We start from the raw sequence: 18,684 nt of genomic DNA, 5'->3' as shown, positions 1-18,684 counted from the left end.
CACTTTAGTTTTGAACGATAATTTTAGTTTCCATAGTAACTTTTGATGTAATAGAATTTGAAATTAGACAGGCTTTTTCTGCTTTTTCAACAATACGTTCTGTACGATCACGTTTGGACTCGTCTGTAATAACAACTTCAGGAAATAATAACACCTCGCTCATTACAAATTTGCCATCTACTTTTTCTAATATACCTTTTGAATCACATGTAAAACTCACGTATTCTAATTTGGAAAATTCTGCAATCGCCAAAAAAGTAGTCATTAAACAACTGCTAACAGCGGCAGTAAATAAATGTTCTGGCGACCAAATATTTGGCATTCCTCCTGGGAATTCTGGTGGTGTTGCAACTTCCAAACAGTTGGTTTCATTGGTTTCATTATTGTGTAACTCTGGTGAACACATCATACCTTTTCGGTCTTGTGTCCAATTAATATTCACGTTATATGTATGCTTTTCCATGGTAAAAAATTTTTTAAGTTATTATTGAAAATAGGTGTTGTAAGCATTAATGTTTTCTTTGATGCTAACCGTAATTTTTTCAGCATCATCAACATCCTCTGTTTTTAAAAGCGCATCAATTTTTTCAATTAATGGGTGAAGCCAAATGTGTAAATTGTCATGCGAAGGGCCTTTCATTGTACAGTTTTTTACAACAAAATTTTTCTCGTCATTCAGTTGTTCTGCTAGTTTATGATAGTCATCTAATGTGCTAGCTGTTTGTGTATTGATTGTGTTTTGAAGTTTTTGAATACCTTCATTGGTTGTTGCATCGGCTTGCCACTTTTCGCCATTATCAATTTGTATTTCGCTTACCCATGCATTGGAATAAACCCCAGAGGCTTCGTGGGTATCATGATGGTTATCGGTCTCCGCAGGTTGTTCAGCAGTTTCCGTTTTTAGGTCTTGATTTTTGCTGTCTTTACAGCTTACTAAAGCCAATAGGCTTAATGTGAAAATTACGTGTTTCATTGTTTTTAGTTTTTATTGATTATTATTGGAGTTATTTAACCACATTTCTGCTGGCATCCCTATTTTTAGGCTACCATCATTTTTAACGATTATTTTTACGGCATAAACAAGCGCAATACGCTCTTCTTTCGTTTGAATAATTTTTGGTGTAAATTCGGCCTCAGATGCAATCCATATGACGGTTCCTTCATAATCCTTCATGGTATCATTTGAATCAATTTTAACGGTTACGGATTCCCCAATTTTTATATTGGCTAATTGGGTTTCACTAATAAAAACACGCAATTCCATGTTTTCTAAATCAGCAATTTTGTAAAGTGGTTTTCCAAATGCTGTTATTTCACTAGGTTCTGCATATTTGGTTAATACTGTGCCGTTTATTGGATTTATAATCTTGCATTTATTAATTTGATCTTCAATTTGTTTAAGTTGAACGTCTAAATTTTTCAATTCGTTTACTACAGGTGCATTTTGGATTTCTACACTGCGTATTTGCTGCTTAATAACATCTATTTCACCTTGAACATCGTCCAATTGTTTTTGTGTACCAGCTTTATCTCTTATTAAATTTTCTGTCCTAGTTTTGTTGATATTAGCTGTTTTTAATTTCGCCTTTAAAACGGCTATTTGGGATAAAACACCTTGTGATTTACTACTAATAACATCTTTAGAAACTAGTAATTGCTCGCGCTTTAACGCTAAAGGGATTGTGTCTATATAACCAACAAAGGCATCTTTTTTAAGCGCATTGCCTTCTTGTACATTAAATGCCATAATCTTTCCGTTATTTTCAGCAGAAACGGTGATTTCTGTTGCTTCAAAATTTCCATATCCATCGGCTTTATCATTAGAATTGCTACAAGAATTCAACGTTAATAGTCCGAAACTAATTCCTAAATAATATATATATTGTCGTTTCATTTTTACTGTCCTTGAGTTATGTTATAATTTGCTTTAGCTAATTGCAATTGAATGTTATGGTTTGCGAAACTGTTTTCGGCTTCATATAAATTTGTTAATTCCGTAACATAAGTGGAGGCCGTAATAACACCATTTCGTAGCTGCGATTCGGTTGCTAATAACACGGCTTTTCGAAGGTTGATGATTTCTGTATCTATCAATATCGTTTCTACAATTTTAGCTATTTCTAATTCGTACTTATTAAGTTCAATATTGGTGTTTAATTCAAAAATCTCCGTTTCATTTTCAATAATATTTTTATTGATCATTAAGGATTCACGTTTCTTTTTATTGGCATTCCAATCAAAAACAGTCCAGTTTAACTTGACACCAATTGTATAAAATGGTTGAAAGGAATTGTCTAACATATTTAAACCCGGATTTCCCACACCTCCCGATGCAAATCCGAATAGTTTAGGCATATTGTTTTTTTGAATTAATTCCTGTTGACTCTCAATTTCATCTTTTTTTAACTGAAACAATTCTAATTCTGGTCGTTGAAGTGCAGGCGAGAGGCTTGTTACAAGTGAAGGTTTCTGAAATGTGGTAAATTCGTTTAATGACACACCTATTAAGGCCGATAAGGTTTCAGTTAGCACCTTTTTATTATTAGTGATTTCGGTGACCTGTTGTTTTATTTTTAATAGTTCGGCTACCAGCACTTTATCAGAAGCTGGCAACATGGTTCCGTATTCAATTCCTGCTGTGACTTCACGTAACTTACTTTCTAATTGCTCTTTTTTGGCTACTAATAAATCCAAAGATTCATTGTGTAACAAAATAGAAAAGTATAGTTGATTAACACGTTGTTTTAACTGATACAACGACACTTCCAATTGCTTTTGCTGGGTTTTTAGTTGAGCCAATTTTGCTTTAGATGATGCATGAATGGCACCACCATTATAAATTAATTGATTCACAGAAAGTGTTGCCCGATATTGATCATTATTTGGTGGCTTAATGCCAGTGTCTGGAAGTGGTATTTGAGTCACATCTGATAAATAGGCAGCTTGCGCATCAAAGTCCAATTGCGGCAGTTTTTGGGTATCTATAAGATCTAATTCTAAAGCATTTTGATTTTCTAATAAAGCTAGTTGCTTAACTAGAGGATAATTTTCCGACACCAATTGGTAGCACTTGTCCAAGGTTACAATGTCTTGGGACCAACTTTGTAAGCCAACAAAAAGAAGAATCAATATACTAAAACGTGTTTTCATGGTACTATATTTTTATGGCATTGATTATAAAATCCGCAACTTCTGTCTTTCGGTTTTCCATAAGCTGCCTAAAACCTTTATCATCTTCTTTTGTAAAAGCCTTAACCAATGGTTTTGCTACAAAGGGAAAGATGTTTAAAGCCAGAATATTAATGAATAGTTGCTCACCAGAAATGGGGTTTAAAATCCCTTCCTTGATTTCAAAATCCACTCGTTTTTTGAACTTCTCGATATTTAAGAGTGTTGAATTCTCTTGAATTTTCTGAAGGAAATCTGGATTTCTATTTAACTCTTGAATAATGAAATTCGGTAAATAAGGATGTTTTATTATAAATGATATATAGTTAGAGGTGAAGTTTTTTACTTTTTCCTCAATAGACGAGTCATCATTTAAAATTGTATTTAACTGTGGTGCAAGCATGGAAAATGCATTCTTAAAAACCGCTTCAAAAAGTAGTTGTTTACTACGATAGTAATAATGAAGCATTGCTTTGTTTATATTGGCAGCATCTGCAATTTCTTGCATTCGGGCGCCGTCCATTCCTTTAGTTTGAAATATTTTTTTAGCAGCATCTAAAATTTGCTCCTCCGTGTTTTCGTCTTTCTTTTTAGCTGTCATTAACTTTATAGTTTAACCGTTTGGTTAACAAATGTACAAAAAACAATTCATTGCAAGAATGAATTGTTTAAAAATTATAAATTAGTGGCCGTATCGTCCGTTTCTTCTACATCTTCTTTAGGTTTACCACTCATCATGAAGTTTATTAAAATTCCAACTAGGACGACACAAACGAGGGCAAAAATGCCAATCATTATTACGCCGTTGTTCCAGTTATACAGTGCAAGGGATTGAGAAATCATAATTGTAAGTTTTGGTTTTCAATTGGTAAAAATATAGGTTAGAACCCTTTCTAAACATGATATTTATCACAATTTATGAAATTATATGCTATTTAGCATGATTTTGAATAATTTCAAATACCAATTCTTTGGTCATTTTTTTTCCTTGAGCCTTTTCTCTTAAGTCATTAAAAGTTAATAAGAAATCGCAACCCTTATTATACTTGGTGCAGCCATAGGCTGTTTGACCTTTAGCAATAGTACCTTGTTGACATTTAGGACAGACTATAGTTTCCGGAACGGGCTTTTGTTTTTCCTTTTTAGGTTCTAAGACTAATTTATAGTTTTCGTCAAAACGCAACAAACCTTCTACAGTACCTGAATCTGTCTTGAAGCCTTTCAAATTTACGGTTGATCCCTTTTGAAGTAATCGTATATATTGTTTTTCAGAAATTTTCTTATCGTGTATTTTAAAGGGTAAAACCAATTTGCATCCAGATTTATACTCCGAACAACCAAAAGCAGATTTTCCTTTAATTAGTGTACCCTTTTTACATTTAGGGCAGGTTTCCGTTATAATTCCTTTACTTGTTTTCGGTTTATTAGCCTTTGGCTTTGCTGCTTTTTGTTGTGATGTAACAACATGCGATATATTAGCTCGTCTAGTTTCACTCCGGACTTCATAAACCAATTCATCCACCATACGTTTCATATTATTAATAAACGTACTTGCTTTAAAGGTTCCTTTTTCAATATCCTTCAATTGCTTTTCCCAGGTTCCGGTCAATTCTGCCGATTTTAAAATATCATTCTGAATGGTATCAATCAACTGAATGCCTGTTGTAGTTGGTAAAACTTGCTTTTTATTTCGAATAATATATTTGCGTTTAAAAAGTGTTTCAATAATATTAGCACGTGTAGATGGTCTACCAATACCATTTTCCTTCATTAACTCCCGTAATTCATCATCATCTACCTGTTTGCCTGCTGTTTCCATGGCACGTAGGAGGGAGGCTTCTGTAAATTGGTTGGGTGGTTTCGTTTGTTTCTCTAAAAAAGAAGGTTCATGCGGTCCTTTTTCGCCTTCTACAAAGGACGGTAATGTATCTGCTGTTTTAATTTCCTTTTCAGGATTTTCAAATACAATTCGCCAACCTTTCTTCAAAATTTCCTTACCGGTTGTTTTAAAATTTACGTCTGCAGCTTGACCAATTACGGTTGTATTGGACACTTCACAATCCTCATAAAAAACAGCAATAAACCGTTTTACAATACTATTGTAAACCTGTTGTTGGTTGTATTGCAACCTTATTTCCACACCTGTTGGAATAATAGCATGGTGATCAGTTACTTTTTTGTCATTAAAAACTTTGGCTGAGTTCTTAATTTTTTTTCCTAAAAGCGGTTGTGTTAACGCGGCATAATTGGTTAAATTCTTTAAAATACCAGCCACTTTTGGATAAACATCATTGGGTAGAAACGTGGTGTCAACTCTAGGGTAGGTTACCACTTTCTGTTCGTATAAGCTTTGAACGAGTTTTAAGGTTTCATCGGCTGTAAAGCCAAAACGCTTATTACAATGTACTTGCAATCCTGTTAAATCGAATAACTTTGGTGCATATTCTTTTCCTTTCTTTTTGGAGGTTGAAATAATTTCGAATTCAGATTCTTTGACTTTATTCGCTAAAACTTCACCATCTTCCATTTTTAAAAAACGCCCTTCTTCATAACTGAAAAGTGTATCACGATATAAGGTTTGCAGCTCCCAATAGGGTTGAGGCTTAAAATCTTCAATTTCCTTAAACCGATTAACAACCATAGCTAAAGTGGGTGTTTGCACACGTCCCACCGATAACACTTGCTTGTATCCACCGTGCTTTAACGTATATAAACGGGTGGCATTCATTCCTAAAAGCCAATCGCCAATAGCTCTAGAAAATCCAGCATAATACAGGTTATCATAATCTTCTGATGGTTTTAGGTTTTCAAAACCTTCTTTAATAGCTTCGGTTGTTAAAGATGATATCCACAAGCGCTGAATAGGTCCTTTGTAGTTTGCTTGATCCATGACCCAACGCTGAATAAGTTCACCTTCTTGACCAGCATCACCACAGTTTATAACTAAATCGGCCTTATCAAATAAGCGTTTTACAATTTTAAATTGCTTCTGAATTCCCGAATTGGAAACCACTTTCGTTTTAAACTTTTCCGGAAGCATAGGTAAATTGTTTAAATCCCAGCTTTTCCAATAGGGTTTATAATCATTAGGCTCCATTAAAGTACACAAATGCCCAAAAGTAAAAGTTACTTGGTAACCATTACCCTCAAAATAACCATCATGCCGCGTATTAGCACCTAATACAGATGCTATTTCTCTGGCAACACTTGGTTTTTCGGCAATACAAACTTTCACTATTCATGGATTTTTTAGGAAGGCGCAAAGTACAGAAATTTATGAAAACATGACAGCCTTTACTAATGATAGAATTTCGTTTTTTGAAAAAAAATTTAAAAAAATAAAACAGTTTAATTATTTAATCGTAATATTGCAATATACAAATACACAATTATGGGAATTACTAAAACAGACAAGTTTACAGATGAGCAAAACAAATTAGCAACAATAGCTAAAGCACTAGGTCATCCAGCTCGTATAGCTATACTACAGCATTTATTTAAAATAGACAGCTGTATTTGTGGCGATTTGGTTACCGAAATTGGATTGGCTCAACCCACCATTTCACAACACTTGAAAGAGCTAAAAAACTTGGGCATTATTAAAGGAAATATATCGGGAACAAGTGTTTGCTATTGTATTGATCAAGATGAATGGCAACAAATAACCGCATTATTAAGCCAATTTTTAAGTCAGAAAATTGAAGGCGTAGGCGACTGCTGCTAAACTATAAACGTAAAAAATACAGATATGAACCGAGCACGCTAAATGTATCTAGTCTTCATGAGAATTATAAATTGCGAATAGCATGTGACAATTAAAAAAAATTAAAATACACATATGAAACTATCAGAAATCAAACAACATTTAAGTCAATTAGAAACTATTGCGTTTCAATTACCCAATGGACAATTAGTGCCAAATCATTTTCACGTAACGGAAGTCGGAAAAATTAATAAACATTTTATTGATTGCGGTGGAACTGTAAGAACGGAAAACGTCATCAACTTTCAATTATGGGAAGCCAATGATTATGACCATAGGTTACATCCTGAAAAACTAGTTTCCATAATCGAATTATCTGAAAAGATATTAAACCTAGAAGATTTAGAAATAGAGGTGGAATATCAAGGAAACACCATAGGAAAATACGATCTAGATTTTGATGGCACGAACTTTTTATTAACCAATAAACAAACGGATTGTTTGGCTAAAGATAAATGCGGTATTCCCGCTGGAAAATCAAAACTTAAATTGTCTGAAATAGAAAAAATAGATAGCTGTGCTCCAGGTTCTGGATGTTGTTAAACCTCTATAAATAGTACTGATGAATACAAAGTTAAAAGCCACAATTACGAGTTTACAAGAGAATTCTATTAGTCGTGAACGACAGGAAATAATTAAACCTTTGATTAATTTCATACAACATAAACACATTGCAAAACAAGCAATTAGATTAAATTTTATATGCACCCATAATTCCCGAAGGAGTCATTTATCCCAAATATGGGCTCAAGCTTTAGCGCATTATTTTGGAATAACAAATATAACTTGTTATTCAGGTGGGACCGAAGCAACCGCCGTTTTTCCTGTTGTAATTGATACATTGATTGATCAAGGATTTGAGATTCAACACCTAACTGAACACGACAATCCTATTTACAGTATGAAATATGCGAAAAATGAACCCGCTATAATTGCATTTTCTAAAACCTATGACAATACCTTTAATCCAGAATCTGAATTTGCCGCTATTTTAACATGTTCGCAAGCGGACGTAGGTTGTCCATTTATTGCAGGCGCAGAACAACGTATTCCCATTACATATGAAGACCCAAAGGCTTTTGATAACACGCCGATGCAAAAGGAAAAATATTTGGAACGAAGTCTTCAAATTGCCTCTGAATTATTTTATGTGTTTTCTCAAATAAAAACAAATGACTAAAAAATTATCCTTTTTAGATAGCTATTTAACACTTTGGATCTTTTTAGCCATGCTGTTCGGTGTGGCTATTGGTAACCTGATTCCAGCTATCCCAAACTCTATAAATCAATTAAGCCATGGCGTTACCAATTATCCAATTGCTATTGGGTTAATTTTAATGATGTATCCACCGTTGGCTAAAGTTAATTATAAGCTTTTACCGGCTGTTTTTAAAGACGTCAAAGTATTATCTATTTCTCTCTTTCTTAATTGGATTATTGGCCCCATTTTAATGTTCGTGCTAGCTATTACCTTTCTGCAGGATTATCCTGAATATATGGTAGGCCTTATTCTTATTGGACTTGCGCGTTGCATTGCCATGGTACTAGTTTGGAATGACCTTGCGGAAGGAAGCAGCGAATATGGTGCTGGTTTGGTAGCTTTAAACAGTATATTTCAAGTATTTGCTTATAGCTTCTATGCTTGGTTATTTATTACTGTTTTACCACCTTATTTTGGTTTTGAAGGTGCTATTGTTGATATTTCTATTGCAACTATAGCAGAAAGTGTACTAATATATTTAGGAATTCCTTTTGCTTTAGGCATTTTAAGTCGCTTTATTTTAGTACCCCTGAAAGGTGAAACATGGTATAATGAATCTTTTATTCCTAGAATCTCACCCATCACCTTAATAGCCTTATTATTTACTATTGTGGTCATGTTTTCATTAAAAGGTGAAATGATAATGACCATACCATTTGATATTCTAATCATTGGTATTCCACTAATAATTTACTTCGTTATTATGTTTGTTATCAGCTTTTTTGTGAGCAAAGCAGTTGGTGCATCGTATACCACCAATACAGCTATATCCTTTACTGCAGCTGGTAATAATTTTGAGTTAGCCATAGCTGTAGCTATTGCTGTTTTTGGAATTAATTCTGGCCAGGCGTTTACAGGTGTGGTTGGACCACTGATAGAAGTTCCTGCATTGATTTTACTGGTTCGTGTCGCGTTTTGGTTACGCAAAAAATACTATTAACATCACATTTTCAATACTTTAAAACATTAGTTCTTATAAATCTGTATATTTGAGTAAACTAACCAATTACCTTTTATCTAGTGATACGCTTAAGACAATTGTTTTTTATAGTAAGCATAGCTTTATCTTTAAAATGCAGTGCTCAAATTAACTTGACTAGTGATGAAGCTTTAAAAAAATACCAGAGCATAACAGCTACTATGTCTGAATCATTTCCTGAAAATGAATTCAAAACATACAGACGTGAATCTTTTACGGAACAACAACTTCAAACGTATTTGTTGCAACATTATAAACGGTTGGACTTATTACCATTTATTGAAGACCATTATCTTTTTAAAATGCAGAGCTATTTGCATTCCGGGAACTGGTTTCGTGAAATTGGATTTCCTGAAGAATCCATAAAATGGTATAAGGCGTTTTTCGAGTATTACGATGCGAATTTCAAAAAGTTATCTCCTGAAGAAAAGTATAATTTAGTTGAAATAATTACGTATTCTTATGGTATACAAGCCGATAATTATGCGCGAATTGGTCAATTAGATAGCGCTGCATTACAACATAAAAAAAACATAGCCTTTATTAAAGATTATAATATTATAACTAAGCCGTCGGCATTTAATAATTATGGGCTGTTTTTTTATTGGCACAAAAAGGATTTAGATTCCGCATTAGTTTATTTCAATAAAGCGTATTTACTAACTAAAGAAAAATTCCCAAAGCACACCTTACTTGGTAGTATTCGTGATAATATTGCGGATATTTATATAGACAGGAAACAACCTGAAATGGCATTGCCTTTATATCGGGAAAATTTCAATTTGTATAGTAATATTAAAAATGAAAGATCAAACCAATTTGATGTTTCACGTCTTATAAGCGCTGGAGTTCAACAAGTGGAAACAGAAATAAAACTAAAAAAGCTAAATGAAGCAGAAGAAACATTTAATAAACTTCTTAAAACCCTATCAGGTCCATCATTTAACAACCATATTCAAAGTCAATCGCAATTACAAATCCTAGGTGCAGAACAAGCATTGTATACCAAACAAGAAAAATTTAAAGAAGCTTTGGAAGTTGCAAACAGATTTCGAAAACTTTCAGATAGTTTATCTACACTCTCCAAACTTGCTGATCAAAGATGGCAAGATGAGCTGAACACCATATCTCTAGATCGAGTTGCACTAAATTTTAAAATTGACAGAATAGAGAAAGAGAATAAAATTCAAAGTCAAAGATCTAAACTATGGATTGTAACTTTATCATCATCCATAATTTTAATTTTATTACTGTCTTTATTCTTACGCAGACGCCAACACATAATTAATGCGAAAAACAAACAACTTTTAGCCGAACAGAAATTAGAAATTTCACGTGTAAACAATGAAAACTTACAATCTGAAATTGAGTCTAAACAACGTGACCTATCTGATTTTGCTATCAATCTGACCCAAAACCAAGAATGGGCTCAAGATTTGGCAAATAAATTAGAAATAATAATGGAAGCGCCTTCCGAAGGTAAAAAAGCCTTATTAGCGCATTTAGAACAGGATATACAAAACAAGATTACCTTTGATACTAACACTCACGAGTTCTATGAAAAACTAGATAAATTAAGTGATGCCTTTTATAGTAAACTTAACGGACTATTTACTAATTTGAGTAAAAATGAAATACGGTTGTGTTCACTAATTCGTCTAAAAATGGACAGTAGAAGTATAGCAACACTTCAAAATATTACACTAGCTTCTTTAAATACCAGTCGGTATCGGTTACGAAAAAAATTAGATCTTTCAGTAAATGAAGATTTAGACAGTTTTATTCAAAACATGTAACCACATCAAAAACAACAAATTAAAATTATTTAGACTCGAATAACGCGCTTGTCTATCAAATGTCTATTGCCTGTACATTACCTGTCTATATGCATATTTGGTTCTGTACGTTTTTATCTTATACTTTAGTTCCAGTTAAAAAAAGGTTTCTGATTAATAGCAACATTTGTATAACCTAATAAAACTTTAGTATTATGAAAACGTATGTAATTGGTTTACTATTTCTAGGCTTTACCAACCTAATGATTGCTCAAAATGATTTAGCGCTTTTAGCAACACCCAACCCAACAAACCATTCTGAAACCATTAAAATGGTTAAGAATATGGATTATTTAACCACTATGAATGACTTTGATATATCTAAAAAAGTATTAAAGCTTCAAGATCTTGTAGCTAACTATGATATCAAGGCACATAACGTTTATAATTCGAAAAGCGCAACCACATACACAGTGAATTTTAAGGAAGGAAAAAACAACTTGTTGGCTGTCTATGATAAAAATGGAACCCTTTTAAAGTGTCATGGACAGTATCAAAACATCAAATTACCATTTGTATTGAGTTCTGAAATAATTAAAGCCAATCCAGGCTATTCATTAAATGAGGTGTATTGTAATATTCAATACAATAAAGATGTAGATACTGAAATAAAATATCGTGTGGTACTTAAGAATGGTAGAAAAACAAAAACAGTTATTTTGGATTTGTAATCAAGATTTTAGCGGTGAATAATTGGAGGTGGAATCCCTTTTTAAAAAGTACACCTCTTATTTTTCGCCTTAAATAACAATCAATTTCTGACCAATTTTTAACGTCGCATTTTTATTAATCCCATTTAATTTACACAAAGCTGCTAAACTCATATTATTTCTAGAAGAAATGCGAGATAAAGTATCCCCGCGCTTTACAATATAAACAGTTTTTGGCTTGTTGGCCAACGCTATTGCTTCCGATTCTGTAGTTGGAACATCTATCGTACCTTTACGCTTGCTATTGTGTAATTCTGGACGTGTCATATCACGTGTAATCCAAATTTCATTATTAAGAACTTCGTTTGAGTCGTTAAATTGCAATAAATATTCTGGGTTAATTTGAATTCCCTGATAGCTTACTTCTAAATGTAAATGACTACCACGAGCATTTCCAGAAGTACCACCTTTTCCTAAATAACTACCAGCAACAACGGAATCATTTTCTTTTACACCATAGCTCGATAAATGTGCATAAGCCGTTTCCAAACCATTAAAATGACGAACCACAACCGAACGACCATGACCTGAACTATAATTGGCAAAACGAACCACACCATCAAACATGGCAAAAAGGCTATCGCCCGTTACTAAATCAATATCAATACCTTTATGAGCACGTCCTTTCCGCCAACCATAGCGGGAGGTAATTACTTTATTTTTAGAAATAGGAGAGGCGTAATTAGAATTATTAAATTGTAAATGAATAGGAAATTTGATGTCCTTGCCGTAATCAACTCGAATTTTACTCGTATCCCAATAATCTGTTGTAATATCAACAGCGTCTTCAGCTTCTTCAACTTCATAGGTTTCTAATAAATCGTGACTACTGGCCACAAAATTAAGAAGGTTTGGAGATGGGTCTCCAGAGTTTATAATTTGGCCAAAGCTATTGGAAGCTAGGCACAAACAAATAAGGGCAAAAAATGATTTCATAGGTTACTTTGTGCTATTAAAAACCTGTTAACGTTAAAATTTGCAAAATATTATTTTTGCGACGTCCGAAAATAAAAAATAAATCAATATAAAATCATAAAATTTTGTTAGAGTTTAGATGTCGTGTTATAATTTCACCCAAACACCTATCCACCTGATATTCAAAGGGAAATTAATAGAACACAAGCACAATCTAGAGAGATGGATAATTAAACTGTTATTAATTCTTTTCTATTAAATTCCATAACCAATTTAACAGTCATTATCTTTGGCGCTCTAAATAGAAGATTACCATGGCCAATTCCATAAAAGCACAACAAGACATATTAGCAAAATTGCATATTACTAAACTTAATGACATGCAGGAAGAGGCTTTGTTAGCCATTGCCAATGCTGAAAACACTGTGCTTTTGTCGCCAACAGGAACTGGTAAAACAGTGGCTTTTTTATTACCTACTTTGGCGGAATTGGATGCGGATTGTCCCAACGTGCAATTGCTAATTTTGGTACCATCACGGGAATTGGCTATTCAAATTGAACAAGTAATCCGTGAAATGGGAACCGGTTTTAAAGCCAATGCCGTTTATGGTGGCAGACACTTTTCAAAAGATAAAATTGAACTGACTCATACACCAGCCATCCTGATTGGGACACCAGGACGTGTGGCTGACCATTTACGGAGAGAAACCTTTTCAGTTAAGGATATTAAAACCTTGGTGTTAGATGAGTTTGATAAATCGTTAGAAATTGGTTTTGAAGCCGAAATGAGCGAGATTATTGAACACCTTCCTTACATAGAAAAACGTGTGTTAACTTCGGCTACACAAGGAGTTAAAATACCAAGTTTCGTTGGGCTTACCAATGAATTGGTGATTGATTATTCAGATTCGGAAGCATCCAATATTCAAATAAAAAAGGTGATTTCGCCGCTAAAAGACAAGCGCAATACTTTATTAGATTTACTCTATGATATAGGCACTAAACCCGGAATTATATTCTGTAATTATAAGGATACCATTCAATATGTCAGCGACTTTTTAAACAGTCAGAATATTGCACATGGTTGCTTTTATGGTGGTTTAGAACAAATAGATAGGGAGCGTGCTTTAATTAAATTTAGAAATGGAACCCATCAAATAATTATTGCTACGGATTTGGCTGCTCGTGGATTGGATATTCCGGAATTGAATTATATCATTCACTACCAATTACCTTTAAAAGCAGAAGAATTCACCCATAGAAATGGACGAACCGCCAGAATGAATGCTGAAGGAACCGCGTATGTGTTGCAATGGGAAGATGAATATTTACCAGAATTTATTGACACCAACCAAATTGTAAAACTAAAGGGGAATCCTAAAAAGCTGGAATCCGACTGGGTAACACTCTTTGTTTCTGGAGGACGAAAAGATAAGATTTCAAAAGGTGATATAGCAGGTTTACTCTTTAAACAAGGCCATTTAGAAAAACATGAATTAGGTGTTATAGAATTGAAGCAAGACTGTGCTTTTGTGGCTGTTCCAAAAAAGAAAGCCCATGCAGTTGTTGAAAAAACTACTAATTCACGTTTGAAAAAGAAAAAGGTTCGGATTACGATTTTGTAGTTTTTTAAATGGAATTAAAATCGTCCCGAATACTTTCGGAACGGTTAAGACTTAAATAGGCAGACATTTTCTAATGCTATGAATTAATTGTATTTATTCGTGATATATTGGATGATTTCGAAGTCATATTTATAATCTCCTATTGTGGTCTATTAAAATTTTATCGTGAGATTTTAGGTTATTTGAATGTGCAAACACGTCATATGTCTATAAAAACCTTAAGGAAAGTTTAACAAGCTTCACCTGTTTGTTATCGGTATTTGTGTGAATTGCTTCGTATTTTTGTAAAACAATACATATTTAACTTCAAAAGACATTTATGACCAAGAAACAAGCTTTACTCCAACCTTATCAACTCAACAACGATATTACCTTGAAAAATCGCGTAGTTATGGCGCCCATGACGCGAAGTCGTGCTGATAATCCTGATAAAGTTCCGACAGAAGATTTGCATGCGCTTTACTATGCGCAACGTGCTTCGGCTGGATTAATTATTTCCGAAGGCTCACAAGTTTCAGAGCAAGCGGTGGGTTATATACATACGCCTGGAATCCATACGCAAAAGCAAGTAGCAGGGTGGAAGCTGGTTACCAAAGCAGTTCATGATGAAGGTGGTAAGATATTTATACAATTATGGCATGTGGGTAGGATGTCGCATCCTGATTTTCATAATGGCAATTTACCAGTAGCACCTTCGGCTATTAACCCGAAGTCGCAATCTTTTACACCAACAGGTTTTAAAGATACGGTAACGCCAAAAGCAATGACACAAGCCGATATTGATCAAACCATATTAGATTTCAAGAATGCAGCAAAAAATGCCATGGATGCTGGGTTTGATGGCGTGGAAATACATTCATCAAACGGGTATTTATTCCATCAGTTTTTTAGTACAACATCCAATATTAGAACCGATAATTATGGTGGCAGTATTGAAAATCGAGCACGTTTTTTCTTTGAAGTTCTGGACGCTATCAAATCGGTTATGCCTGAAAATAGAGTAGGAGTCCGGTTTAATCCTTCAGCTCATAATCTGTTTGGCGTAACGGTTAATGAAGATACCATACCGACATTTGATTATATTATTACTAAATTAAATGACTACGATTTAGCATATGTGCATTTATCCGAACCGTTTAATGATGTTTCAGACGTGCCTTGTGCGGAAACAGAAATTGCCAAAAGATACAGACCGATTTACAAAGGTACACTCATGATAAACACGAATTTTAAGCAGGCGAGTGGTAACGCGGTTTTAGAACGAGGCGATGCGGATTTAGTCGCCATTGGAAAACCTTTTATTTCTAATCCGGATTTGGTGGAGCGTTTTGAGCAAAACTTGGAATTAGCAGAATGGGATGCCGATACATTTTATACCACTGATAAAAAGGGCTATACCGATTATGAAAAAATAACATAAGTTTAATACACGATTTTTAAAAGTTCGCCTGTTGAATAGTACCTTATCCATTCACAAAGAAATAATATTAAAAGAAATATAAACGCTATGAAAGAAACTGTAAAAGCTTATGGAGCTAAAAGTGCCACAGCCAATTTAGAACCAATGACTATTGAACGTCGCGACTTACAAGCTACCGATGTCAAGATTGAAATATTATATAGTGGTGTTTGCCATTCGGATATTCATACCGTTAGAAACGATTGGAAAGGCTCCACATATCCGGTTGTTCCTGGCCATGAAATTGTAGGTCGCGTTACAGCCGTTGGGAGTGATGTGAAAAATTTTAAAGTTGGTGAATTAGTTGGAGTTGGTTGTATGGTAGATTCCTGCCAAACGTGCAACAGCTGTGAGCATGATTTGGAGCAGTTTTGCGAAAAAGGCGCAACTTTCACCTACAACAGTCCTGACAAACATTTAGGTGGTCAAACTTATGGAGGTTATTCAACATCTGTGGTTTGCAATCAAGAATTTGTACTGCGTGTGCCAGAAAATATTGACCCTAAAGGTGCAGCACCATTGCTTTGTGCTGGAATTACCACCTGGTCGCCATTGCGCCATTGGAAGGTAAAGAAAGGTGATAAAGTAGGTGTTATTGGTTTAGGCGGCCTTGGACATATGGGCGTGAAATTCGCAAATGCTTTGGGAGCGCATGTCGTGATGATTACCACATCGCCAGATAAAGCGGATGATGCTGAGCGATTAGGTGCTCATGAGGTGCTGATTTCAAAAGATCAAGACGCCATGAAGCAACATGCCAATAGTTTCGATTTTATATTGAATACCATTCCAGTTGGCCATGCTATGGATCCGTATTTGAGTTTATTGAAAATAGATGCGACTATGGTTTTAGTTGGTGCTATTGAACCGATGAAGGAATTTAATGGTGGTAGTCTGGTTATGGGCCGGAAACGTGTTGCTGGATCCTTAATTGGTGGGATTAAAGAAACCCAAGAGATGTTAGATTTCTGTGGTGAGCATAATATTGTTTCGGATATTGAAATGATTGATATGCAGAATATCAATGAAGCTTATGAGCGTGTGACAAAAAACGATGTGAAATACCGTTTTGTAATTGACATGGCGAGTTTGAAATAAAAATAAGAAAAGAGAATCTAGACCGTTGCACTTTTAGAAACTAGACTTAAAAGACTAAATGCGTAACAAGAATAAAGGCAAGTTCAGATTAAGAATAGAGGGATGTTTTAAACGCATCCCTTAATTCTAGAATATTCTATTTTACATAATATAAATTATAGGGCAGAATACAACAATTAACGGAATAGCGCTTTTCGCGGTATTTGACATAATCATAGATATAACGTCTTTAGACTTATATCGGAAATGATTATGTACAAGTTAATTGTGGTTTTGTGAATTAATAACGCTTTTCGCGGTATTTGACATAATCATAGATATAACGGCTTTAGACTTATATCGGAAATGATTATGTACAAGTTAATTGTGGTTTTGTGAATTAATAACGCTTTTTGCAATATCTGGGATAATCATAGATTAATGGCTGCCAGACTTATATCGGACATGATTATGTACAAGCTAATTGTGGTTAAGTAATTACAAGTTAGAATTGATCGTTTAAGTTTATGTTTTATAAATTCTTATATTCTGGACAACATTACATAAATTTTGGAATACGCGATTCTCGTGGATTACCAATATGAACATAAAATTGAAGAAATATAAAATTCTTATGCACGTTGTTATCTTTAAAGTAATAATTACATTTTTTGTGTTTTCATTGTGGTAATTTCATCCAAATCTTTATCATGAGAAACCGCATAATCAATAGCTTTCTTTACAAAATCATTTAAAGAAATGCTTTTCTGATTGGCAATCATAGCTGCTTTTTTATGCAATTCCATGCTTACCCTGACATTAAAACTTCCCTTAAATGTCTTATCTGGTGTTTTATTTAGCGCTTTACATGTTTCTAAATAATCATCTAAAGACTCCTCAAAAGACTCCTTTAATTCTTTAACAGACGATCCTTCAAAGTTAATTAAATCACTAATTCCAAAAATCTTTCCATAAAATACTTCATCGTCTGAATTAAAATTGACAGTTCCAAAATATCCTTTGTATGTTAAATAATCACTCATAATTACAAGTTTAAATGTTCTATAATTTGTTTAATAACATAAGATTTTACTATTTTCTTTGGATGTGGCTCATGTAAACTAATCACCTCTTTTTTATTATTTACGAACTTTCTTCTTGAACCTCCAGTTTTTCCCTTTTGTGGCATTTCTTCATAACCAAAATGTGATAAAACCTTTTTTAATTCATCCCAAGTAAAGTCTTTCGGGTTTGATTGAATTTTTAATATGAGTTTATCAATTTTTGCCACTTGATATTATATTAGACGTTGCAACTAATATTTAGTTACAAATATATGTATTTTTTTTAAAATCACCTTACTCCTATCATTTTTATGCATTTATAAATACTAATAGTGGTTTTCCATGGTATTTTTACAGGAAATTAACACGGAACTTATTGGCTTGCGCAAAGCAATACCATGATGGTTGCGGTTACTGGTTAAAGCCTCTTTTTTGAGGTGTTTTGTTCCTGCCTTTTGATGGGATGGTTATGAAAACCTGCTCGGGATGTTCTGGAGTGGGTTTTTTATGGTTTTTTATATGTTCTATTTTACATTGCAATAGTATTCGAAAATTGAATAGTCAATATGGAATGATTTATTCGTTTTTAACTAATTCTAATCTTTGTTGTTTTTTGATTTGTATGCAATACCCTTTTGAATATCTCCAACATCGGTTTTATTATTAAAATTAAGGTATTGACTTTGTATATTATTTTTTAAATCCCGCTTATCATTATTACTTAAATTATTTTTGAAACTTAAATAATAATTTAATTTTAATAAAAATGAATATTTTATTATAGGAATTTTAATTAAAGGTATCATTTCCTCAACAATACTTTTATGT

At 33.6% G+C, this 18,684-nt stretch carries 20 protein-coding genes; 9 read left to right on the top strand and 11 right to left on the bottom strand.

The features are described from left to right. Positions 1 to 4 precede the first annotated feature (4 nt). From ACN0QX_RS03705 to ACN0QX_RS03675, 7 genes are all read right to left on the bottom strand, one after another. Positions 5 to 463, bottom strand: coding sequence for an OsmC family protein (locus tag ACN0QX_RS03705; protein ID WP_248399697.1), 459 nt, complete (start codon positions 461 to 463; stop codon positions 5 to 7). Between the two features lie 21 nt (positions 464 to 484). Beyond that, positions 485 to 973 (bottom strand): hypothetical protein, encoded by a 489-nt coding sequence (locus tag ACN0QX_RS03700; protein ID WP_417195594.1) that lies wholly within the window; start codon positions 971 to 973, stop codon positions 485 to 487. A 12-nt stretch (positions 974 to 985) separates the two neighbouring features. Beyond that, positions 986 to 1,894 carry an HlyD family secretion protein gene (locus ACN0QX_RS03695; protein ID WP_417195593.1) on the bottom strand — a complete coding sequence of 303 codons (909 nt, stop codon included), beginning with the start codon at positions 1,892 to 1,894 and terminating at the stop codon, positions 986 to 988. A gap of 2 nt (positions 1,895 to 1,896) precedes the next feature. After that, positions 1,897 to 3,150 carry a TolC family protein gene (locus ACN0QX_RS03690; protein WP_417195592.1) on the bottom strand — a complete coding sequence of 418 codons (1,254 nt, stop codon included), beginning with the start codon at positions 3,148 to 3,150 and terminating at the stop codon, positions 1,897 to 1,899. 4 nt (positions 3,151 to 3,154) lie between these two features. Beyond that, positions 3,155 to 3,769, bottom strand: coding sequence for a TetR/AcrR family transcriptional regulator (locus tag ACN0QX_RS03685; RefSeq protein WP_376859624.1), 615 nt, complete (start codon positions 3,767 to 3,769; stop codon positions 3,155 to 3,157). A gap of 74 nt (positions 3,770 to 3,843) precedes the next feature. Beyond that, positions 3,844 to 4,011 (bottom strand): hypothetical protein, encoded by a 168-nt coding sequence (locus ACN0QX_RS03680; protein WP_248399687.1) that lies wholly within the window; start codon positions 4,009 to 4,011, stop codon positions 3,844 to 3,846. Between the two features lie 88 nt (positions 4,012 to 4,099). Beyond that, on the bottom strand, positions 4,100 to 6,403 hold the full coding sequence (locus tag ACN0QX_RS03675) for a DNA topoisomerase 3 (protein ID WP_417195591.1): 2,304 nt from the start codon (positions 6,401 to 6,403) through the stop codon (positions 4,100 to 4,102). A 156-nt stretch (positions 6,404 to 6,559) separates the two neighbouring features. Between ACN0QX_RS03675 and ACN0QX_RS03670 the strand changes: the two genes are divergently transcribed. From ACN0QX_RS03670 to ACN0QX_RS03645, 6 genes are all read left to right on the top strand, one after another. Next, complete coding sequence (locus ACN0QX_RS03670; RefSeq protein WP_376859628.1) at positions 6,560 to 6,892, top strand: ArsR/SmtB family transcription factor; 333 nt, start codon at positions 6,560 to 6,562, stop codon at positions 6,890 to 6,892. 114 nt (positions 6,893 to 7,006) lie between these two features. Then, positions 7,007 to 7,474, top strand: a complete 468-nt coding sequence (locus ACN0QX_RS03665; RefSeq protein ID WP_417195590.1) for a DUF6428 family protein — start codon at positions 7,007 to 7,009, stop codon at positions 7,472 to 7,474. A 19-nt stretch (positions 7,475 to 7,493) separates the two neighbouring features. After that, positions 7,494 to 8,111, top strand: a complete 618-nt coding sequence (locus tag ACN0QX_RS03660) for a protein-tyrosine-phosphatase (protein ID WP_417195589.1) — start codon at positions 7,494 to 7,496, stop codon at positions 8,109 to 8,111. Continuing rightward, the gene (arsB, locus tag ACN0QX_RS03655; RefSeq protein WP_417195588.1) at positions 8,104 to 9,132 is read left to right on the top strand and encodes an ACR3 family arsenite efflux transporter; all 1,029 of its coding nucleotides are present in this window, start codon (positions 8,104 to 8,106) and stop codon (positions 9,130 to 9,132) included. Before ACN0QX_RS03660 ends, arsB begins: the two co-directional genes overlap by 8 nt. 200 nt (positions 9,133 to 9,332) lie before the next feature. Further along, positions 9,333 to 10,967 (top strand): transcriptional regulator, encoded by a 1,635-nt coding sequence (locus ACN0QX_RS03650; RefSeq protein ID WP_417195587.1) that lies wholly within the window; start codon positions 9,333 to 9,335, stop codon positions 10,965 to 10,967. Positions 10,968 to 11,161: 194 nt separating this feature from the next. Beyond that, entirely contained in the window at positions 11,162 to 11,677 is a 516-nt protein-coding gene (locus ACN0QX_RS03645; protein ID WP_417195586.1) for a hypothetical protein, read from the top strand. Positions 11,678 to 11,746: 69 nt separating this feature from the next. Here ACN0QX_RS03645 and ACN0QX_RS03640 read toward each other — a convergent pair whose 3' ends face one another. Next, positions 11,747 to 12,652, bottom strand: coding sequence for a M23 family metallopeptidase (locus ACN0QX_RS03640; protein ID WP_248399674.1), 906 nt, complete (start codon positions 12,650 to 12,652; stop codon positions 11,747 to 11,749). A gap of 293 nt (positions 12,653 to 12,945) precedes the next feature. Here ACN0QX_RS03640 and ACN0QX_RS03635 point away from each other — a divergent pair, with 293 nt between their 5' ends. The 3 genes from ACN0QX_RS03635 (at position 12,946) to ACN0QX_RS03625 (ending at position 16,813) form a co-directional block, all read left to right on the top strand. Beyond that, on the top strand, positions 12,946 to 14,256 hold the full coding sequence (locus tag ACN0QX_RS03635) for a DEAD/DEAH box helicase (protein ID WP_417195585.1): 1,311 nt from the start codon (positions 12,946 to 12,948) through the stop codon (positions 14,254 to 14,256). A gap of 319 nt (positions 14,257 to 14,575) precedes the next feature. Then, on the top strand, positions 14,576 to 15,676 hold the full coding sequence (locus ACN0QX_RS03630) for an alkene reductase (protein WP_417195584.1): 1,101 nt from the start codon (positions 14,576 to 14,578) through the stop codon (positions 15,674 to 15,676). Between the two features lie 87 nt (positions 15,677 to 15,763). After that, a complete protein-coding gene (locus ACN0QX_RS03625) occupies positions 15,764 to 16,813 on the top strand; it encodes an NAD(P)-dependent alcohol dehydrogenase (protein ID WP_417195583.1) in 1,050 nt (349 codons plus the stop codon). A gap of 641 nt (positions 16,814 to 17,454) precedes the next feature. On the opposite strand, the gene ACN0QX_RS03620 is transcribed toward ACN0QX_RS03625, so the two are convergent. The 3 genes from ACN0QX_RS03620 to ACN0QX_RS03610 all read right to left on the bottom strand — a co-directional run. Beyond that, positions 17,455 to 17,835: a type II toxin-antitoxin system HicB family antitoxin gene (locus ACN0QX_RS03620; protein ID WP_248399666.1), complete on the bottom strand. Its 381-nt coding sequence runs from the start codon at positions 17,833 to 17,835 to the stop codon at positions 17,455 to 17,457. Positions 17,836 to 17,837: 2 nt separating this feature from the next. After that, positions 17,838 to 18,083 carry a type II toxin-antitoxin system HicA family toxin gene (locus tag ACN0QX_RS03615; protein ID WP_417195582.1) on the bottom strand — a complete coding sequence of 82 codons (246 nt, stop codon included), beginning with the start codon at positions 18,081 to 18,083 and terminating at the stop codon, positions 17,838 to 17,840. 369 nt (positions 18,084 to 18,452) lie between these two features. Next, positions 18,453 to 18,684, bottom strand: a 232-nt coding sequence (locus ACN0QX_RS03610) for a hypothetical protein (RefSeq protein WP_417195581.1), incomplete at its 5' end; no start/stop codon positions are given.

Source organism: Bizionia sp. (genome assembly GCF_048259285.1).
GTDB classification, from domain to species: Bacteria; Bacteroidota; Bacteroidia; order Flavobacteriales; family Flavobacteriaceae; genus Algorimicrobium; species Algorimicrobium hallyeonense.
This window is presented reverse-complemented; position numbering and strand designations above follow the sequence as displayed.